We start from the raw sequence: 16,754 nt of genomic DNA, 5'->3' as shown, positions 1-16,754 counted from the left end.
CATATTTATAACTATTTTTATAACTATATTATACCAAAAAAATAGGAGATTTCAAAAATTTTTTCTTCTTTCTTTAAAATTGTGATAAAATAGTAGAAAAGTCCAAAAAGGAGCTCTTAATGAATACAAAAGAATTGATTGCTAGCGAATTGGCTAGCATCATTGATAGCCTGGACCAAGAGGCTATTTTAAATTTACTGGAAACCCCTAAAAACTCAGAAATGGGAGACATTGCTTTCCCTGCTTTTTCACTTGCAAAAGTCGAACGTAAAGCACCTCAAATGATCGCGACTGAACTGGCTGAAAAAATTAACAGCCAAGCCTTTGAAAAGGTTGTCGCAACAGGACCTTACGTCAACTTCTTCCTTGATAAATCTGCTATTTCTGCTCAAGTGTTGCAAGCGGTTATCACTGAAAAAGAACACTATGCTGATCAACATATTGGCAAACAAGAAAATGTTGTTATCGACATGTCTAGTCCCAATATCGCTAAACCATTTTCTATTGGTCACCTACGCTCAACTGTTATCGGAGATAGCTTGTCACATATTTTCCAAAAAATCGGTTATCAAACGGTCAAGGTCAACCATTTGGGAGACTGGGGTAAACAGTTTGGGATGCTGATTGTTGCCTACAAAAAATGGGGTGACGAAGAAGCTGTAAAAGCTCATCCAATCGATGAACTCCTTAAACTCTATGTCCGCATCAACGCTGAAGCTGAAAATGACCCTAGCTTGGATGAAGAAGCACGCGAATGGTTCCGTAAACTTGAAAATGGAGATGAGGAAGCTCTCGCTCTTTGGCAATGGTTCCGTGATGAAAGTTTGGTGGAATTTAACCGCCTTTACAATGAATTGCAAGTCGAATTTGACAGCTATAACGGGGAAGCCTTCTACAACGATAAGATGGATGCAGTTGTAGACATTCTTTCTGAAAAAGGACTTCTTGTTGAGTCAGAAGGTGCCCAAGTTGTCAATCTTGAGAAATATGGAATTGAACATCCAGCCCTTATCAAGAAATCTGATGGTGCAACTCTCTATATCACTCGTGACTTGGCTGCAGCCCTTTACCGTAAAAACGAATACCAATTTGCTAAATCTATCTATGTCGTTGGTCAAGAGCAATCTGCCCACTTTAAACAGCTCAAAGCTGTCTTGAAAGAAATGGGCTACGACTGGAGTGAAGACATTACTCATGTTCCTTTTGGTTTGGTTACAAAAGAAGGGAAGAAACTCTCTACTCGTAAAGGGAATGTCATCTTACTAGAGCCTACTGTTGCAGAGGCTGTTAGCCGTGCCAAGGCCCAAATCGAAGCTAAAAATCCTGAACTGGAAAATAAAGACCAGGTAGCGCATGCTGTTGGTGTTGGAGCCATTAAATTCTATGACCTCAAAACCGACCGTACAAATGGATACGACTTCGACCTAGAAGCTATGGTATCCTTCGAGGGTGAAACTGGACCTTATGTTCAATACGCCTACGCTCGTATCCAATCTATCTTACGCAAAGCGGATTTCAAACCAGAAACAGCTGGCAACTATAGCTTGAATGATACTGAAAGCTGGGAAATCATCAAACTCATCCAAGACTTCCCACGTATTATCAACCGTGCGGCGGATAACTTTGAACCTTCTATCATTGCTAAATTTGCAATTAGCCTAGCTCAAGCCTTCAACAAATACTATGCACATACACGTATCTTGGATGAAAGTCCAGAACGCGACAGCCGTCTAGCCCTCAGCTACGCAACCGCAGTCGTTCTCAAAGAAGCCCTTCGCTTGCTTGGAGTAGAAGCGCCAGAGAAGATGTAAATCGCCAAAGTTACTTGATTGCAAAGCAATCTAAGTAACTAACGCCAAATCCTGTCAGGAATTTGGCTAGGCACTTCACTAGTAAAGAAACATAAATATTATCGATTTATGTTTCTTTACGTCGTAACCAGAGACACTTGCCTAAACGCCTCACTAAATTGGTCAACCAAATCTATTAATTGGCTTAGTGGCTGGTGGCAATCTTCAAGTCACTAGAATGCAAGGCAATCTAAGCAACGAATGTCAAACCCTATCAGGGATTTGGTTAGGCGCTTCACTAATTCAATCTACTCACTACTACTTCTTTATCATACAGGGAGATATTCTATGAGCCAATATGCTTATATCCTCGTTGTAATTAGCTTGGTGTTCCTTTTTCTGCTCAATAAGTACGAGAAGGAGAGACTGCAAAAACTCTACCAAGAACAACTTTTGAAGGATGAAACATTTAGGACTGATATCAAAGAGAAAATTCACACGACTGAAAATATCAATGATGTCATTGCTTACATCAATAAAACTTATCATCTGGGAATGTTGCTATCAAAAGACATTACAGATCAATTGAAATAAACCGAGTTATTCTTTAAGGAATATAAAAACCGAGTCTAAGAGTTTAATACTTAGGCTCGGTTTTTATATATTTTTCAAGTAACAAAGCAACCACTCCCCCAGCAATGCAAGTGCAAAATCCTCCAGAATATGATAGAATAAGAGAAAGGACTCTATCAAGGAGGAAAACATGGAAAAACAAACCGTCGCCGTCTTGGGGCCTGGTTCTTGGGGAACTGCCCTTTCACAAGTCTTAAATGACAATGGACACGAGGTACGTATTTGGGGAAACATTCCCGAGCAAATCAATGAAATTAATACACACCATACTAATAAACACTACTTTAAAGATGTCGTTCTAGATGAAAATATCATTGCCTACACCGACTTATCAGAGGCACTGAGAGATGTAGATGCGATTTTGTTTGTTGTCCCAACAAAAGTGACACGACTTGTTGCACAACAAGTTGCACAAACCCTAGACCATAAGGCTATCATCATGCACGCTTCAAAGGGATTAGAACCCGATAGCCATAAACGATTATCAATCATCCTTGAAGAAGAAATTCCTGAACATCTCCGCAGTGATATTGTCGTTGTTTCAGGACCTAGTCATGCGGAAGAAACCATTGTACGTGACCTGACTTTAATCACTGCTGCTTCTAAAGATTTACAAACAGCTCAATACGTTCAAGAACTCTTTAGTAATCACTACTTCCGACTTTATACCAATACGGATGTTATCGGGGTTGAAACTGCTGGTGCTCTTAAAAATATTATTGCTGTTGGTGCCGGTGCTTTACATGGTCTTGGATTTGGAGACAATGCCAAGGCAGCCATCATCGCTCGAGGACTGGCAGAAATTACCCGCCTAGGGGTGGCACTCGGTGCCAGTCCGTTGACCTATAGTGGCTTATCTGGTGTGGGAGATTTGATTGTGACGGGAACCTCCATCCACTCTCGCAACTGGAGAGCCGGCGATGCCCTTGGTCGTGGAGAATCCCTAGCTGATATCGAGGCCAATATGGGCATGGTGATTGAAGGAATCTCAACGACTAGAGCAGCCTATGAACTAGCGCAAGAACTTGGAGTCTATATGCCCATTACACAGGCCATTTACCAAGTTATCTACCACGGAACCAATATTAAAGATGCCATTTATGACATCATGAATAATGAATTTAAAGCAGAGAATGAGTGGTCTTAACCCTCTAGAGAAAGGATTCTTATGACATCAAAAGTTAGAAAAGCAGTCATCCCTGCCGCTGGACTCGGAACTCGTTTCTTACCAGCCACCAAAGCACTTGCGAAAGAAATGTTGCCAATTGTAGATAAACCAACTATCCAGTTTATCGTAGAAGAAGCTCTTAAATCAGGTATTGAAGATATTCTGGTTGTCACTGGTAAATCAAAACGTTCTATTGAAGACCACTTTGACTCAAACTTTGAGCTTGAGTACAACCTCAAAGAAAAAGGCAAACATGACTTACTAAAATTGGTAGACGAAACAACTGGCATTCGCCTTCACTTTATCCGTCAAAGCCATCCTCGTGGTCTTGGCGATGCTGTCTTACAAGCCAAAGCTTTTGTAGGGAATGAGCCCTTTGTTGTCATGCTGGGTGACGACCTAATGGATATCACAGATGACAACGCTGTACCTTTGACAAAACAATTGATGAATGATTACGAGTCGACTCACGCATCAACAATTGCTGTTATGCCTGTCCCTCATGAAGACGTTTCAGCATATGGAGTTATAGCTCCTCAGGGTGAAGGGATTAATGGTCTCTATAGTGTCGAAACTTTCGTTGAAAAACCAGCTCCAGAAGAGGCTCCAAGTGATTTGGCAATCATCGGACGCTATCTGCTCACACCAGAAATTTTTGATATCCTCGAAAATCAAGCTCCCGGTGCTGGAAATGAAATCCAACTTACCGACGCTATTGATACACTTAATAAAACACAACGTGTTTTCGCCCGTGAATTTACAGGAGCTCGTTACGACGTTGGGGATAAGTTTGGCTTTATGAAAACATCTATTGACTATGCCCTCAAGCACCCACAAGTCAAAGATGACTTGAAAGATTACATCATCCAACTGGGAAAAGAATTGGCTGAGAAAGAATAACATAAAAAGATAAGGTTCAAAAATGCCTTATCTTTTTTATTGCATAACTATTCTTATAAACCTTCACAACCCCATTCCCTTGTAGAGAAGTAAGACTGCAAGTCCTACAAACAAGACTACCGCTCCTAACCTCTGGCTGGTACTATACATCCGTCTTTCTCCTCGAACTGGAAAGATAACTGCTAGAAATGCTCCACCAACTGCTCCCCCGATATGGCCTGCTAGGCTGATTCCTGGAATCAGAACACTTCCAATAATATTAACCACAAAAAGTGTCAGATAGGATTGCCCTAGCTGTTGGATATAAGGATTACGCGTTGCATAGCGAAGAATGATAATCGCAGCAAATAGCCCATAAAGAGAGGTAGAGGCTCCTGCTGCTAAGGATTTGGGACTAAATACAAAAACAAAGAGATTGCCCATCATTCCTGATAAAAGATAGAGAAAGAAAAACTTCTTGGATCCAAAAATTTCCTCTACTTGCCTACCAAGATAATAGAGCGAAAGCATATTAACAATGAAATGCTCCCAACCAATATGAACAAAAATGGCAGAAAAGAGACGCCAAATCTGCTCGGGAAAGAGCCGAATAGCAGGCCCATACATGGCTCCAAATCGAAATAAGGTATCCGCCCTGTCAAAGTTTCCACCTGTAGTCACCAACATTAGTAGAAACACCAAGGCCGTCGCTAAGAGGAAGAAACTCGTCACAGGATAACGTCTATCAAAGATTTCCTTCATCAATTAAAACCTCCTGAACAGGAATATCATGATTTTCAGGCATGAATTGCTGAACTTGACAAGGATAGATCGTACTCAAAGTATGACCAGAAAAATGTTCCAGATAGCGGTCATAATAGCCTCCACCGTATCCTATCCGGTATCCTTTCGTCGTAAAAACCAAGCCAGGAACATGAATCAAATCAATCTGAGAGGCATCCACTACTTCCAAATCTCCCTGTGGTTCCAGTAATCCAAAGGAAGTTTTTACCAACTGCTGTGGATCATAGACCACAAAGTCCATGCGCCCCTTGGGATAGGTTTTGGGTATTAGAACCTTCTTGCCGTCCTTCAGTGCCTGCTCAATCAGTTCCTGCGTTTGAAACTCATGAGGAAAAGAGAGGTAAGTTGCGATTGTCTTGGCTTCTTGGTAAAAGGGGTGTTGTAAAAGTCGCTCAGTTAAAGCTAGATCCAAAGTAACTTTTTGAGTTCGAGGGATAGCCTTCATTTCGTGCAAGACTTGCTTGCGTAATTCTGCTTTCATAGACAATTCCTCTACTCTGCTGCCTTCTTTTTCAGGAAACTAGAGACCGCATCCACCCCAATAGCTAAAGCCTCTTCCTTGGGACTCATTTGAGGGTGATGAAGAGCGTAGGGACTATCGATACCTAGCCAGAACATAACACCATCAACTTTTGAAAGGAGATAACCAAAGTCCTCACCAGTCATAGCAGGCTCGATATCAACCAACTCGATTCCCTCTTTTTCTTCAAAGAAGTCCATCAATTCACGCGCCAATGCTGGATGGTTCTCAACAGGCAGGTAACCACCTTGTTTGAGTTCCACTTCGACTTCCATATCGAAGGCTGCTGCAACTCCTTCTGCAACTGTTTTGACCCGCTTTTGCACCAAGAGACTCATGTCCTGTGTCAAGGCCCGAATAGTTCCATGCAAAAAGGCTGTGTCTGTGATAACATTGTTTGTTGTTCCAGCTTGGAAAACTCCAAAGGTCACCACTGCTCCCTCGATTGGGTTGACATTGCGGCTGACAACTGACTGCACCTGGGTCACAAAGTAACTAGCCGCCACCAAGGCGTCATTGGCTTCATGCGGAAAGGCTGCATGTCCTCCTTTACCTTTAAAACGAATCTTCACCTCGCAAGTCCCTGCAAAGAGTGTATGAGTATTGGTCGCAATCTGTCCAACCTTCAGATCTGGCCGAACATGGAGGCCATAAAACTGGTCTGGCAACCAGTCTCCAAAAGCGCCATCCTCATACATGAGCATGCCACCAGCTTCATTTTCTTCAGCAGGCTGAAACAGAAAGAGCAGATTGTTCTTTGGTTGCTCCTCAAGGGCTCGCTCAAGACAGCCTAAGGCAATAGTCATATGGAAATCATGGCCACAAGCGTGCATACGACCTTGGTGCTGGGAAGCAAAAGGAAGGCCTGTTTGTTCAACGATAGGCAGACCATCAATATCTGTCCGCCAACCAATGGTTCGCTCTGGCTGACTTCCCTGCAAATAAACCAAAATCCCTGTCCGCCAAGTACGAACTTGAACAAAGTCCTTGCCCACAGTCAATTTCTCAATCACATCTAGCAAATAAGCATGAGTCTTGAACTCCTCCAAGCCAATCTCTGGAATCTGGTGCAAATCTCGTCTAGTCTGAATCAAATCTAACATCTATCTTTCCTCCTATATAGCAGAAAGAGGCTGGAAAAGGGTTCCGCCTCTATTTTTCTTTTACAATTACAAGGTACGAAGCGCATCTTCTAGCGCTGTTTTTTGTTGGGTTTGGGCATCAATCTCTTTGATAATACGAGCTGGAACACCTGCTACCACCACGTTTTCTGGGACATCTTGGGTAACAATAGCTCCTGCTGCGACAACTGAACCACTACCGATTTGAACTCCTTCGATGACCACTGCGTTGGCACCGATAAGAACATTGTCTCCAACACGGACTGGTTCTGCGCTAGCTGGCTCAATTACACCTGCAAGAACGGCACCTGCACCAACGTGGCTGTTTTTCCCCACGATAGCACGGCCACCAAGGATAGCACCCATGTCAATCATGGTTCCTGCACCAATTTCAGCACCGATATTGATAACCGCTCCCATCATGATAACAGCATTGTCACCAATTTCAACCTGATCACGGATAATAGCACCCGGCTCAATACGAGCATTGATAGCACGTTTATCTAGCAAAGGAACTGCAGAATTACGAGCGTCTTGCTCAACAACATAGTCTTGATTTTCTACCAAACCATCGATAAGCGGAGCCACGTCCTTCCAATCTCCGAATAGGACATTACCTAGTTTAACAACAGAGCTTGGTACAGCAGTTGCGAGTTGTCCCTCAAAAGTTACTTTCACACTGGTTTTCTTTTCAGCATTGGCGATAAATTGGATAATTTCTTGTGCGTTCATTTTTGTAGCAGTCATAGGCGCCTCCTAGTTCATTTTAATGATACCTATTCTACCAAAAAAGGCCTCAAATTTGAAGCCTTTTTGTTTGTTTTTAGGTATGATTTTTAGGGATGTGAGATAAAACGTGCTGTCGGTAAAAGCAAGCCCCTACCGATACAACCTAAAAACACTCTTCACAACTATCTCCCCGTGTTTTATTGACTATTCTAGTATAGCACACTTTTATAATTAAGAAAAGACTTTTTATTTACTTTCTTTCGCTTCTTCTATCGATAGGAAAATCATAGGTAAAATAATCAAGGCCATAGCTAGAAGAAGGGACCAATCCACTACCAAGCCTAAAAATAAAACACTCAAAAGGGCAGAAGAGAGAGGTTCACTGGCACTAATAACAGAAACCACTAAAGGAGAAACCAAGGACACTGCCTTCATGGAAATGAAAAAGGCAAAAGCCGTCCCGAAAAAAGCGATAATGAGGCAAATCAAGATACTCCAAATATCAAGAGTAAAGGAAAGCTGGTAAACCGGCGAGAGGACATTGCTAAATAAACCTGCCAAAATCATCCCCCACCCAACCGTGGGTACAAACCCATAACGCTTAGCAAAAGGTTGAGGTAAGATAACATTAAACATGACCCCCATGGCACTCAGCAAACCCGTCACAAGTGCTAGTGGCGTCATGGATAACTGAGAGAGATCTCCCTTTGTCGCCATCAGGCAAACACCCAACATGGCAACCAAAACATAAAGAATAGCACTTTTTGACGCTCGTTTTTGATAAACCAAGCGATTGTAAAAGAGGATAAAGACAGGGCTAATAAACTGTAAAATAGTTGCTGTCGCTGCATTTGAGTATTCTACACAGAGATAGAAAAAATACTGAACTGAAAAAATACCCAAAATAGCATAGACTAAAAAGGGCAGGTAATTTTTCTTATCTCGCCAAATATCTAGCACTTGCGATTTTAATTGCACTGCAGACCAAATGAGCACAAGACTCCCTGCCAGTGTCAAACGCATAGAGGTAATCCAGCCAGAGGACACTTGATAATGAGTAAAGAAATATTCTCCTAAAATTCCACAGATTCCCCAGATTAAGCCGGATAGGAGCGAATAAATGGTTCCTTTAACAATCTTTTTCTGATACTGATTCATACCTTTATTGTAACACGAAAGGAAAAAAGAAAAAAGTGGCAATCCATTGATTAGCCACTTCATTTAGAAAAGTTTAAAGAACTTATCGTCTCGTCGTTGAAGAAGAAGGTCTAGTAGCGCTTGAATTGCTACTATTGTTAGAACTACTACTTGAACTGCTATTCGAACTAGTACTTGAACTAGAAGGAGTTGGCAATGTGCTAACGATACTTGACCAAGCGTTTTGGTAATCTGCTTCACTTCCTCCAATAGCAAAGTGATAGCTTGTTGTAGGAGCTCCCGCTTTATTAGCCCAATAGCTCGTTACAGTAGAACCTGAAAGATCAACTGTTTTTCCATTAACGGACACTTTGCCTGGCTTCTGCCCTGTAGATCTGAGAACCTGAGATTGAGTCACACTAGAATCAAGACTAAAGCGTTCATTGCCCCAAACACCAGGCTCAGCCTGTTGGATAGCATTGACTAAGTAAGCCATATATTTGGCATTTCGATAATGCCCAGCACCCTTAGCCATTGGGCGGTTGTCATCATGCCCTAGCCAACCACCTAGAGTCAATCTTGGTGTCGAAAGCATGAGCCACATATTTTCGTCTTCATTGGTTGTACCAGTCTTCCCAATCCAGTCTGCACGAGCTAAGCTTGAATTGATAGAAGTCAAGTCTGTTTGGAAACTTGAAGTGATTCGGGATGAAATCACCTCACGAAGCAAACTCTGCATAATCGTTGCTGTTGCCTTCGAGTACACTTGAACTGGTTTGTCTTGGAATTCATAGATTACTCTACCATCAGATGATTCAATCTTAGAAATCACATGTTTCTGATGGTAGACACCGTTATTAGCTAGTGTCTGATAACCATTTGTATGCTGGGCAACTGTGACTTCAATCCCACCACCCATAGGCAGACTTTCGATACCGTACTCCGGAATCTCGTAACCCATTTTCTCCATGTAACCCTTGACATCTACACCCTTCTCACGAAGCATGCGATAGGTCCAATAGGCTGGGATATTCCATGAATAGTTCAAGGCTTCACCCAGAGTCATCATGCCTGTACCTGGACTATTTACATACATGATAGGATTTCCATTAGAGAATTTTGTTGGATAATTGGACAAGATACTAGCGCTTCCCATCAAACCTTGATCAATGGCAATACCGTAGGCCAACAAAGGCTTGGTTGTAGAGGCTGGCGAACGCTTGGTGTCGAAGGCGTGATTGTTTTGGTTGGTCTGGTAATTACGACCACCAACAAAGCCTAGAACAGCTCCCGTTTTATTGTCCATCAAAACATTCCCTACTTCAGGCTGCCCAGTCGAATCATCTACCAAATGACCATAGTTAGCAACTGCATTTTGCATAGCGTTATGGATTTTTTTATTGATCGTTGTAGTAATTTTGTAACCGCCATTACTTAGTTCCTGCTCAGCTCGCTCATGATAGGCCTTTTGAATCGAATCGTTTTTCAACTCTTGGCTAGAGACATTGTCCTGTTGAACTAAATAATCATACATACGGTCTGTCGCTTCAGCCATAGCTGTAAAGTAGAGATAATCCCTCGAAACAGCATTGACAGTTCCTGATGGCAAGAAATCTTGCTTGAGATTATAATCCTTGTACTGGTCGTATTCTTCCTGAGTCAGAGCACCCGTACGGTACATGTTGTAGAGAACATCCTTGGCCCGCTTCAAACCAAGTTCTAAGTCTTCATCACTCTTTAACTCTCCAGTATTTTCATAAGGGGAATAAGTAATCGGACTCTGTGGCAAACCTGCTAGGAAGGCAGCTTGGGGAATACTCAGCTTGTTGGCATCGATACCGAAAATCCCTTCAGCAGCTTGCTGGGCACCTGCAATATTCTGTCCTTTATGATTTCGACCAAAGGGAGCAACATTGAGATAAGTAGTCAAGATTTCATCCTTACTCATGCTGCGTTCCAAGGCAAGGGCATCAACAATTTCTGTAGCCTTACGAGCCAAAGTCGGAGCATCTCCAACCACTTGTTGTTTGATTAACTGTTGGGTCAAGGTCGAGCCCCCGCTAGATGAGCCCAAACCTGCAAAGGTTCCCAAAGTCGCCCGAATCACAGCTTTTGGCACAACCCCCTTATGTTCAAGAAAATGTTCGTCCTCAGTTGCAACGATAGCCTTTTTGAGATTGTCTGATATTTCCTCAGATGAAACAGATGTTCGCAGTAGGTCACTCTCGATAGAAGCAATGACACTCCCATCTGCATAAACAATTTCTGAGATGGAAGAAATATTTTTAACCTGCTTGACCAAGTCCTCCGCTTGGGGAACCTTGGCCTTGTCAAACAAAGCAACTCCATAACCAAGAGCTACACCAGCACCAAAAAGCCCACCGATAAAGCCTAGAATAAAGAGAGTATTCAAAATTCCCTTGATAGCAACTAAAATACTACCTAGGATAGCCAGAACTTTTCCACCTGTCCCATCCGACTTCTTCTCTTCTGAGACTTTCTCTGATTTTTTATGATTTATTTTTGATTTTACTAGCTGGAAAAATTCCAGCATTTTTTGTTTTAATTCATTTAATTGATTTTGCATGGATTTCCTCACTGTAACTATTATACCATAAAAGGTAAACTTTCAATAAAATAGCCACTTTCTTCCCTATTCTGCTAGGCTATTGCCCAAGTTTGTGATACAATAGTTAGAAACAATAATTTTAAAAAGGAGAAAAGACACATGCACATTTTTGATGAGCTAAAAGAGCGTGGTTTGATTTTTCAAACGACTGATGAAGAAGCTTTGCGTAAAGCCCTAGAAGAAGGTCAAGTTTCTTATTATACTGGCTACGATCCAACTGCTGACAGCCTTCACCTAGGCCACCTTGTCGCAATCTTGACAAGTCGTCGCTTGCAGCTAGCAGGTCACAAACCCTATGCGCTCGTTGGCGGTGCTACAGGTCTCATCGGAGATCCGTCCTTCAAAGATGCTGAACGTAGTCTCCAAACAAAAGACACAGTAGATGGCTGGGTCAAGTCTATCCAAGGACAACTTTCTCGTTTTCTTGACTTTGAAAATGGGGAAAACAAGGCTGTCATGGTCAACAACTACGACTGGTTTGGCAGCATCAGCTTCATTGACTTCCTCCGTGATATCGGAAAATACTTCACTGTCAACTACATGATGAGCAAGGAGTCTGTGAAAAAACGGATTGAAACAGGGATTTCTTACACTGAGTTTGCCTACCAAATCATGCAAGGTTACGATTTCTTCGTCCTTAACCAAGACTACAACGTTACCCTTCAAATCGGTGGTTCTGACCAGTGGGGAAATATGACAGCTGGTACCGAATTGCTTCGTCGTAAGGCTGACAAGACTGGCCACGTTATCACTGTTCCATTGATCACAGATGCAACTGGTAAGAAATTTGGTAAATCAGAAGGAAACGCAGTCTGGCTCAATCCTGAAAAGACTTCCCCATACGAAATGTACCAATTCTGGATGAACGTTATGGACGCTGACGCTGTTCGCTTCTTGAAAATCTTTACTTTCTTGTCACTTGATGAGATTGAAGATATCCGCAAGCAGTTTGAAGCAGCTCCACACGAACGCTTGGCTCAAAAAGTCTTGGCTCGTGAAGTCGTAACACTTGTTCACGGCGAAGAAGCTTACAAAGAAGCCCTCAACATCACTGAGCAACTCTTTGCAGGAAACATCAAAAACCTTTCTGTCAAAGAGCTCAAACAAGGACTTCGTGGAGTACCAAACTACCAAGTACAAGCAGACGAAAACCACAATATCGTGGAACTCCTCGTGGCATCTGGTGTGGTCAACTCAAAACGCCAAGCCCGTGAAGACGTCCAAAACGGAGCTATCTACGTCAACGGTGACCGCATCCAAGACCTTGACTATGTCTTGAGTGACGCTGATAAGTTAGAGAACGAACTGACTGTTATCCGTCGCGGCAAGAAGAAATATTTTGTATTGACTTACTAAACTGTTCAACATTTACCTATAAAAAAGGAGTTAACCTCGAGAAAGGTAACTCCTTTTTGTTGTTGATAACCACATCTATCTAGCCTTAATAGACAGGCTACGCAGGACTATGCGCAAGGTTGTTAGATTATGTAAGATAGAGAGATTTGAAGGACTGAGCCAATTAAATAAGCCAAAGCCAATCAAACTACTATTTACGACAACGGTATCTTGAATATTCTTCTTGATGAGTGTTTGCAAAGATGATGATAGCGAATCCAACTCTTGGAAGAAATCCAAGCGATTATCTAACAATAAGATATCACTCATCTGCTTAGAAATATCTGCACTCTCATTCATCACCACACCGATATCTGATAGGGTTAGAGCAGCTGAGTCATTCAAGCCATCTCCAACCATCAAAATAGTGTGACCTGCTTTCTGCAGTTCCTCTACTAACTCAAATTTCCCATCAGGTTTCAAGTCTGTATAGACCTGATCAAAGGGCAAATCTTTGACTAATTCCTCTGTTCTAACCAAGGTGTCCCCTGTTGCCAGAATCAATTTTTTCCCTTGTGCCTTAAGTTTCTCCAAGGATGCTTTTGCTTCTTTTCTCAAAGGAGTATGAATGCAGAACATTCCAATCAATTCATTCTGATAAGCCAAGAATAAGAGATTGTAGTGACTCTTGTACTCTTCAATTAAAGCATTTTGTTCTGAACTGATATGAATCTGCTCATCCTGCATCAAAACATAATTCCCAATAAGAACTGGTTGGCCATCTATATGAGATTTGATCCCCTTGCTTGCGATATATTGGAGTTTCCCATGCATTTCCTCATGTTCAATCCCCTCTATCTCAGCTTGCTTGACGATGGCATTAGCAATAGGATGATAAATGTGTTCCTCAAGACAAGCACTGATTCTGAGAATATCTTCCTCACTATAGTCCCCAAAAGGTAACACCTTTTCAACTATCGGATAGCTAGTTGTGATTGTTCCCGTCTTATCAAACAAGAAAGTATCAACTTCCAGATATTTCTCCAGAACATCTCCATCCTTAATCACCATTTCACGGGTCAATCCCTCCTTGATAGCTGTCAAATAAGCTACAGGAGTAGAGATTTTCAAAGCGCAGGAGAAATCGACCAATAGGAAAGAAATAGCCTTAGAAAAAGAACCTGTTAATAGGTAAGTCAGACCAGCCCCCAAGAAATTATATTTGACGACCTTGTCCGCCATTTTGATGAAATAGCGTTGTTTCGTTTTCTTGTTTTCTTCAGATTTCTTCATCAACTCAATCAGTTGTAAAATCCGGCTGTTCATCTGATTATCGGTTACACGAATGCGTAACTCTCCAGTTTCTAATACTGTATTTGCACAAACCAAATCAGACTCTCTTTTTTCAACTGGAAAACTCTCTCCTGTCAAGGAACTTTCGTTGACCATACCTAAACCTGAAACTACTTGTCCATCAAACAGAATTTCATTTCCTTGAGATAAGATCAAGACATCTCCTATTTGAACATCGGAACTCTTGATGCTAACAACCGTATCGCCCTGTACTAGGAATACATCGCTCTCTTTTGCAAGAAGGCTTTGTTCTAAATCTGTTGCAGTTTTTTTCAAGGACCACTGATCTAAATGATTCCCCAAATCAAGCATAAACATGATATTGCTAGCTGTCTTGGATTGGTTCATAAACAAGGACAATAAAATCGCCGAACAGTCCAAGACCTCCATCGTTAGTTCCTTACGCGCTAGTGTTTGATAGGCTTCTCTAATATAGCCAAAAGCCTGATAACAAGTCCATATATAGCGAATAGGATACGGCACAAAACTACGAAAAAGTATACGCTTAATGGCTGCACCTGAAACAATAGAATAAGCACTCTCTTCTCTACGAATGGGAAGAGTCATCAACTCAGAAACTTTCCCTTTATCAATTCTTTTTAAAAAGGCTTCTGCATTATCTAATACAGAAAAGCCTTCTTTTATGCGTAGAGTAAAGTGCTGTTGATCCATGTAAAACTGGATAGACTCAATTCCCTTTTCATCTCTCGCCAAGGAACGAAGATAGTCTTGAATATCCAAGGTGAGTGAAAAAGAAGATGATAGTCGGATATGTTGGTATCCTCTATGTAGCACTTTAAAAGACATATTATTCTCCTATAAGGCTATCTAATTGCTCTTCTTTTTTCTCTTGCTCGTACAAATATTTGGCATCTTGCAAGACATCGTCTCCATGTTGTTTCATAACAGAAACAGATGCATCTAGCCCGTCTTTCAACTTGTAAGCCTTAGCCAAAGCTTTAGAATAACCTTTTTTAGCTTCCTTACTTGCCAAGATTTTCAAACCAAGGGTACCAAATGCGACACCACCCAAAAAGAGTGATGATTTTTTCGCAACTTTTGCAACGGTTAGTACTTCTTTTAACATACTTATTTCCTCCTTATCATTATTATATAGCAATTTAGATATAAAAGCAATTTCATTTCATAAATTGGAGAATTATACTCAATGAAAATCAAAGAGCAAACTAGGAAACTAGCCGCAGGCTGTACTTGAGTACGGCAAGGCGACGTTGACGTGGTTTGAATTTGATTTTCGAAGAGTATTAGTTTTATTTCTACTGAATCTCCCATCTACTTATTCCTAAAGTTGCTTTCATTTGCCTCTTTTGATACACTTAAACTATGAATACAAATCTCAAACCCAAACTTCAGCGTTTTGCTTCTGCGACTACCTTTGCCTGTCCTATCTGTCAAGAAAATCTGACTCTGGTAGAGAGTAGTCTCAAATGTAGCAATCGCCATTCTTTTGACTTGGCGAAATTCGGCTATGTCAATCTAGCCCCTCAAATCAAGCAATCTGCTAACTATGACAAGGAAAATTTTCAAAACCGTCAACAAATCCTAGAAGCCGGCTTTTATCAAGCTATTCTAGAGGCCGTCTCTGATTTACTTTCAAACTCAAAAAATGCCAAAACAATTTTAGATATCGGCTGTGGTGAAGGATTCTATTCTCGCAAACTCCAAGAAAGGCATCCTGACAAAACCTTCTATGCCTTTGATATTTCCAAAGATTCCGTCCAAATCGCTGCCAAGAGCGAACCCAACTGGGCAGTCAATTGGTTCGTTGGCGACCTAGCTCGTCTTCCTATAAAAGACGCCAGCATGGATATCCTGCTTGATATCTTCTCACCTGCCAACTATGGAGAATTTCGTCGCGTTTTATCCAAAGACGGTATCTTGATAAAGGTCATTCCAACTAAAAATCACCTCAAGGAAATCCGTCAGAAGGTACAAGACCAGCTGACAAACAAGGACTATTCCAACCAAGATATCAAAAATCATTTCCAAGAACACTTTACCATCCTATCTAGTCAAACTGCCTCTCTGACTAAAACTATCACAGCAGAGCAGCTCCAAGCCCTACTCAGTATGACTCCTCTCCTCTTTCACATTGACCAGAGCAAGATTGACTGGAGCCAACTGACAGAGATTACCATTGAGGCTGAGATTCTGGTTGGGAAAGTACTCTAATTGACACAAAAAACCGCATTTCAAGAAGATCTGCGGTTTTAAATTTCAATTTTTAAACTATCTATCCCAAAAGTCTAAAACATTTAAAGCTTTTAGCTTCTCCATTTATTTTCGATTCGAAATAAAAAACTTATCAATAAATAGCAAGTGAAATAAGGCAAGTGTAATTCCCGATAAGCACCCATGATAAGAGATTTCTTGATGGGTAAGGGGGTAAAGATTACTATTACCCGCCAATAGGCATGTTAAAATAACAAATAGAATCCAAAATAAATCAGTCCATTTATATTTTGAAAAATATTTTTTCCACATAAAAACACCTTCTTTCCTACAATTATATTATAATACTTTGTGTAAGCGAATACAAGAAATATGAGGTAATTTTTAAGTAGATTTCGAAGCTGAAAGACAGTAAAACCAGCATTTCTAAACCTTCACTGTATCTAGGATTTATCTGTTTTTA

The 16,754-nt window shown here is 41.3% G+C and carries 15 protein-coding genes; 6 read left to right on the top strand and 9 right to left on the bottom strand.

Going from position 1 to position 16,754, the window contains the following annotated elements; translation table 11 throughout:
* The first annotated feature begins 119 nt into the window (after window positions 1-119).
* The 4 genes from argS to galU all read left to right on the top strand — a co-directional run bounded on the left by argS (window position 120) and on the right by galU (window position 4,491).
* Entirely contained in the window at window positions 120-1,811 is a 1,692-nt protein-coding gene (argS, locus tag O3664_RS08340) for an arginine--tRNA ligase (protein ID WP_033685309.1), read from the top strand.
* 327 nt (window positions 1,812-2,138) lie between these two features.
* A complete protein-coding gene (locus O3664_RS08335; RefSeq protein ID WP_000084858.1) occupies window positions 2,139-2,384 on the top strand; it encodes a hypothetical protein in 246 nt (81 codons plus the stop codon).
* Window positions 2,385-2,553: 169 nt separating this feature from the next.
* Window positions 2,554-3,570: an NAD(P)H-dependent glycerol-3-phosphate dehydrogenase gene (locus O3664_RS08330; RefSeq protein ID WP_033687451.1), complete on the top strand. Its 1,017-nt coding sequence runs from the start codon at window positions 2,554-2,556 to the stop codon at window positions 3,568-3,570.
* A 21-nt stretch (window positions 3,571-3,591) separates the two neighbouring features.
* On the top strand, window positions 3,592-4,491 hold the full coding sequence (gene galU / locus O3664_RS08325; protein WP_371613894.1) for a UTP--glucose-1-phosphate uridylyltransferase GalU: 900 nt from the start codon (window positions 3,592-3,594) through the stop codon (window positions 4,489-4,491).
* 63 nt (window positions 4,492-4,554) lie between these two features.
* Here the strand turns inward: galU and O3664_RS08320 are convergent, their stop codons facing one another.
* From O3664_RS08320 to pbp1b, 6 genes are all read right to left on the bottom strand, one after another.
* Complete coding sequence (locus O3664_RS08320; protein WP_371613893.1) at window positions 4,555-5,232, bottom strand: rhomboid family intramembrane serine protease; 678 nt, start codon at window positions 5,230-5,232, stop codon at window positions 4,555-4,557.
* Window positions 5,216-5,755, bottom strand: coding sequence for a 5-formyltetrahydrofolate cyclo-ligase (locus O3664_RS08315; protein ID WP_371613892.1), 540 nt, complete (start codon window positions 5,753-5,755; stop codon window positions 5,216-5,218). Before O3664_RS08315 ends, O3664_RS08320 begins: the two co-directional genes overlap by 17 nt.
* Before the next feature lie 11 nt (window positions 5,756-5,766).
* Window positions 5,767-6,897 (bottom strand): N-acetyldiaminopimelate deacetylase, encoded by a 1,131-nt coding sequence (locus tag O3664_RS08310; RefSeq protein ID WP_371613891.1) that lies wholly within the window; start codon window positions 6,895-6,897, stop codon window positions 5,767-5,769.
* Window positions 6,898-6,963: 66 nt separating this feature from the next.
* Window positions 6,964-7,662, bottom strand: coding sequence for a 2,3,4,5-tetrahydropyridine-2,6-dicarboxylate N-acetyltransferase (dapD, locus tag O3664_RS08305; protein ID WP_371613890.1), 699 nt, complete (start codon window positions 7,660-7,662; stop codon window positions 6,964-6,966).
* A 228-nt stretch (window positions 7,663-7,890) separates the two neighbouring features.
* On the bottom strand, window positions 7,891-8,802 hold the full coding sequence (locus O3664_RS08300; RefSeq protein WP_371613889.1) for a DMT family transporter: 912 nt from the start codon (window positions 8,800-8,802) through the stop codon (window positions 7,891-7,893).
* An 82-nt stretch (window positions 8,803-8,884) separates the two neighbouring features.
* Window positions 8,885-11,368 (bottom strand): penicillin-binding protein PBP1B, encoded by a 2,484-nt coding sequence (pbp1b, locus tag O3664_RS08295; RefSeq protein WP_371613888.1) that lies wholly within the window; start codon window positions 11,366-11,368, stop codon window positions 8,885-8,887.
* Window positions 11,369-11,509: 141 nt separating this feature from the next.
* Between pbp1b and tyrS the strand changes: the two genes are divergently transcribed.
* On the top strand, window positions 11,510-12,766 hold the full coding sequence (gene tyrS, locus O3664_RS08290; RefSeq protein ID WP_084928357.1) for a tyrosine--tRNA ligase: 1,257 nt from the start codon (window positions 11,510-11,512) through the stop codon (window positions 12,764-12,766).
* A gap of 75 nt (window positions 12,767-12,841) precedes the next feature.
* Here tyrS and O3664_RS08285 read toward each other — a convergent pair whose 3' ends face one another.
* Entirely contained in the window at window positions 12,842-14,905 is a 2,064-nt protein-coding gene (locus O3664_RS08285) for a heavy metal translocating P-type ATPase (protein ID WP_371613887.1), read from the bottom strand.
* Between the two features lies 1 nt (window position 14,906).
* Entirely contained in the window at window positions 14,907-15,185 is a 279-nt protein-coding gene (locus O3664_RS08280; RefSeq protein WP_004258701.1) for a DUF6110 family protein, read from the bottom strand.
* Between the two features lie 257 nt (window positions 15,186-15,442).
* On the opposite strand from O3664_RS08280, the gene O3664_RS08275 reads away from it, so the two are divergent.
* Complete coding sequence (locus O3664_RS08275) at window positions 15,443-16,291, top strand: putative RNA methyltransferase (RefSeq protein WP_023947621.1); 849 nt, start codon at window positions 15,443-15,445, stop codon at window positions 16,289-16,291.
* Window positions 16,292-16,396: 105 nt separating this feature from the next.
* Here O3664_RS08275 and O3664_RS08270 read toward each other — a convergent pair whose 3' ends face one another.
* Entirely contained in the window at window positions 16,397-16,603 is a 207-nt protein-coding gene (locus O3664_RS08270) for a hypothetical protein (RefSeq protein WP_000265676.1), read from the bottom strand.
* Window positions 16,604-16,754: the final 151 nt, after the last annotated feature.

The organism is Streptococcus sp. 27098_8_109, assembly GCF_041432295.1.
GTDB lineage: Bacteria > Bacillota > Bacilli > Lactobacillales > Streptococcaceae > Streptococcus.
This window is presented reverse-complemented; position numbering and strand designations above follow the sequence as displayed.

Coding starts and splice junctions, on each gene's coding strand:
- O3664_RS08300 (WP_371613889.1), bottom strand. CDS start 8,802: ATGAATCAGTATCAGAAAAAGATTGTTAAAGGAACCATTTATTCGCTC.
- argS (WP_033685309.1), top strand. CDS start 120: ATGAATACAAAAGAATTGATTGCTAGCGAATTGGCTAGCATCATTGAT.
- O3664_RS08275 (WP_023947621.1), top strand. CDS start 15,443: ATGAATACAAATCTCAAACCCAAACTTCAGCGTTTTGCTTCTGCGACT.
- O3664_RS08320 (WP_371613893.1), bottom strand. CDS start 5,232: ATGAAGGAAATCTTTGATAGACGTTATCCTGTGACGAGTTTCTTCCTC.
- O3664_RS08285 (WP_371613887.1), bottom strand. CDS start 14,905: ATGTCTTTTAAAGTGCTACATAGAGGATACCAACATATCCGACTATCA.
- pbp1b (WP_371613888.1), bottom strand. CDS start 11,368: ATGCAAAATCAATTAAATGAATTAAAACAAAAAATGCTGGAATTTTTC.
- O3664_RS08330 (WP_033687451.1), top strand. CDS start 2,554: ATGGAAAAACAAACCGTCGCCGTCTTGGGGCCTGGTTCTTGGGGAACT.
- galU (WP_371613894.1), top strand. CDS start 3,592: ATGACATCAAAAGTTAGAAAAGCAGTCATCCCTGCCGCTGGACTCGGA.
- O3664_RS08280 (WP_004258701.1), bottom strand. CDS start 15,185: ATGTTAAAAGAAGTACTAACCGTTGCAAAAGTTGCGAAAAAATCATCA.
- O3664_RS08270 (WP_000265676.1), bottom strand. CDS start 16,603: ATGTGGAAAAAATATTTTTCAAAATATAAATGGACTGATTTATTTTGG.
- tyrS (WP_084928357.1), top strand. CDS start 11,510: ATGCACATTTTTGATGAGCTAAAAGAGCGTGGTTTGATTTTTCAAACG.
- O3664_RS08310 (WP_371613891.1), bottom strand. CDS start 6,897: ATGTTAGATTTGATTCAGACTAGACGAGATTTGCACCAGATTCCAGAG.
- O3664_RS08315 (WP_371613892.1), bottom strand. CDS start 5,755: ATGAAAGCAGAATTACGCAAGCAAGTCTTGCACGAAATGAAGGCTATC.
- dapD (WP_371613890.1), bottom strand. CDS start 7,662: ATGACTGCTACAAAAATGAACGCACAAGAAATTATCCAATTTATCGCC.
- O3664_RS08335 (WP_000084858.1), top strand. CDS start 2,139: ATGAGCCAATATGCTTATATCCTCGTTGTAATTAGCTTGGTGTTCCTT.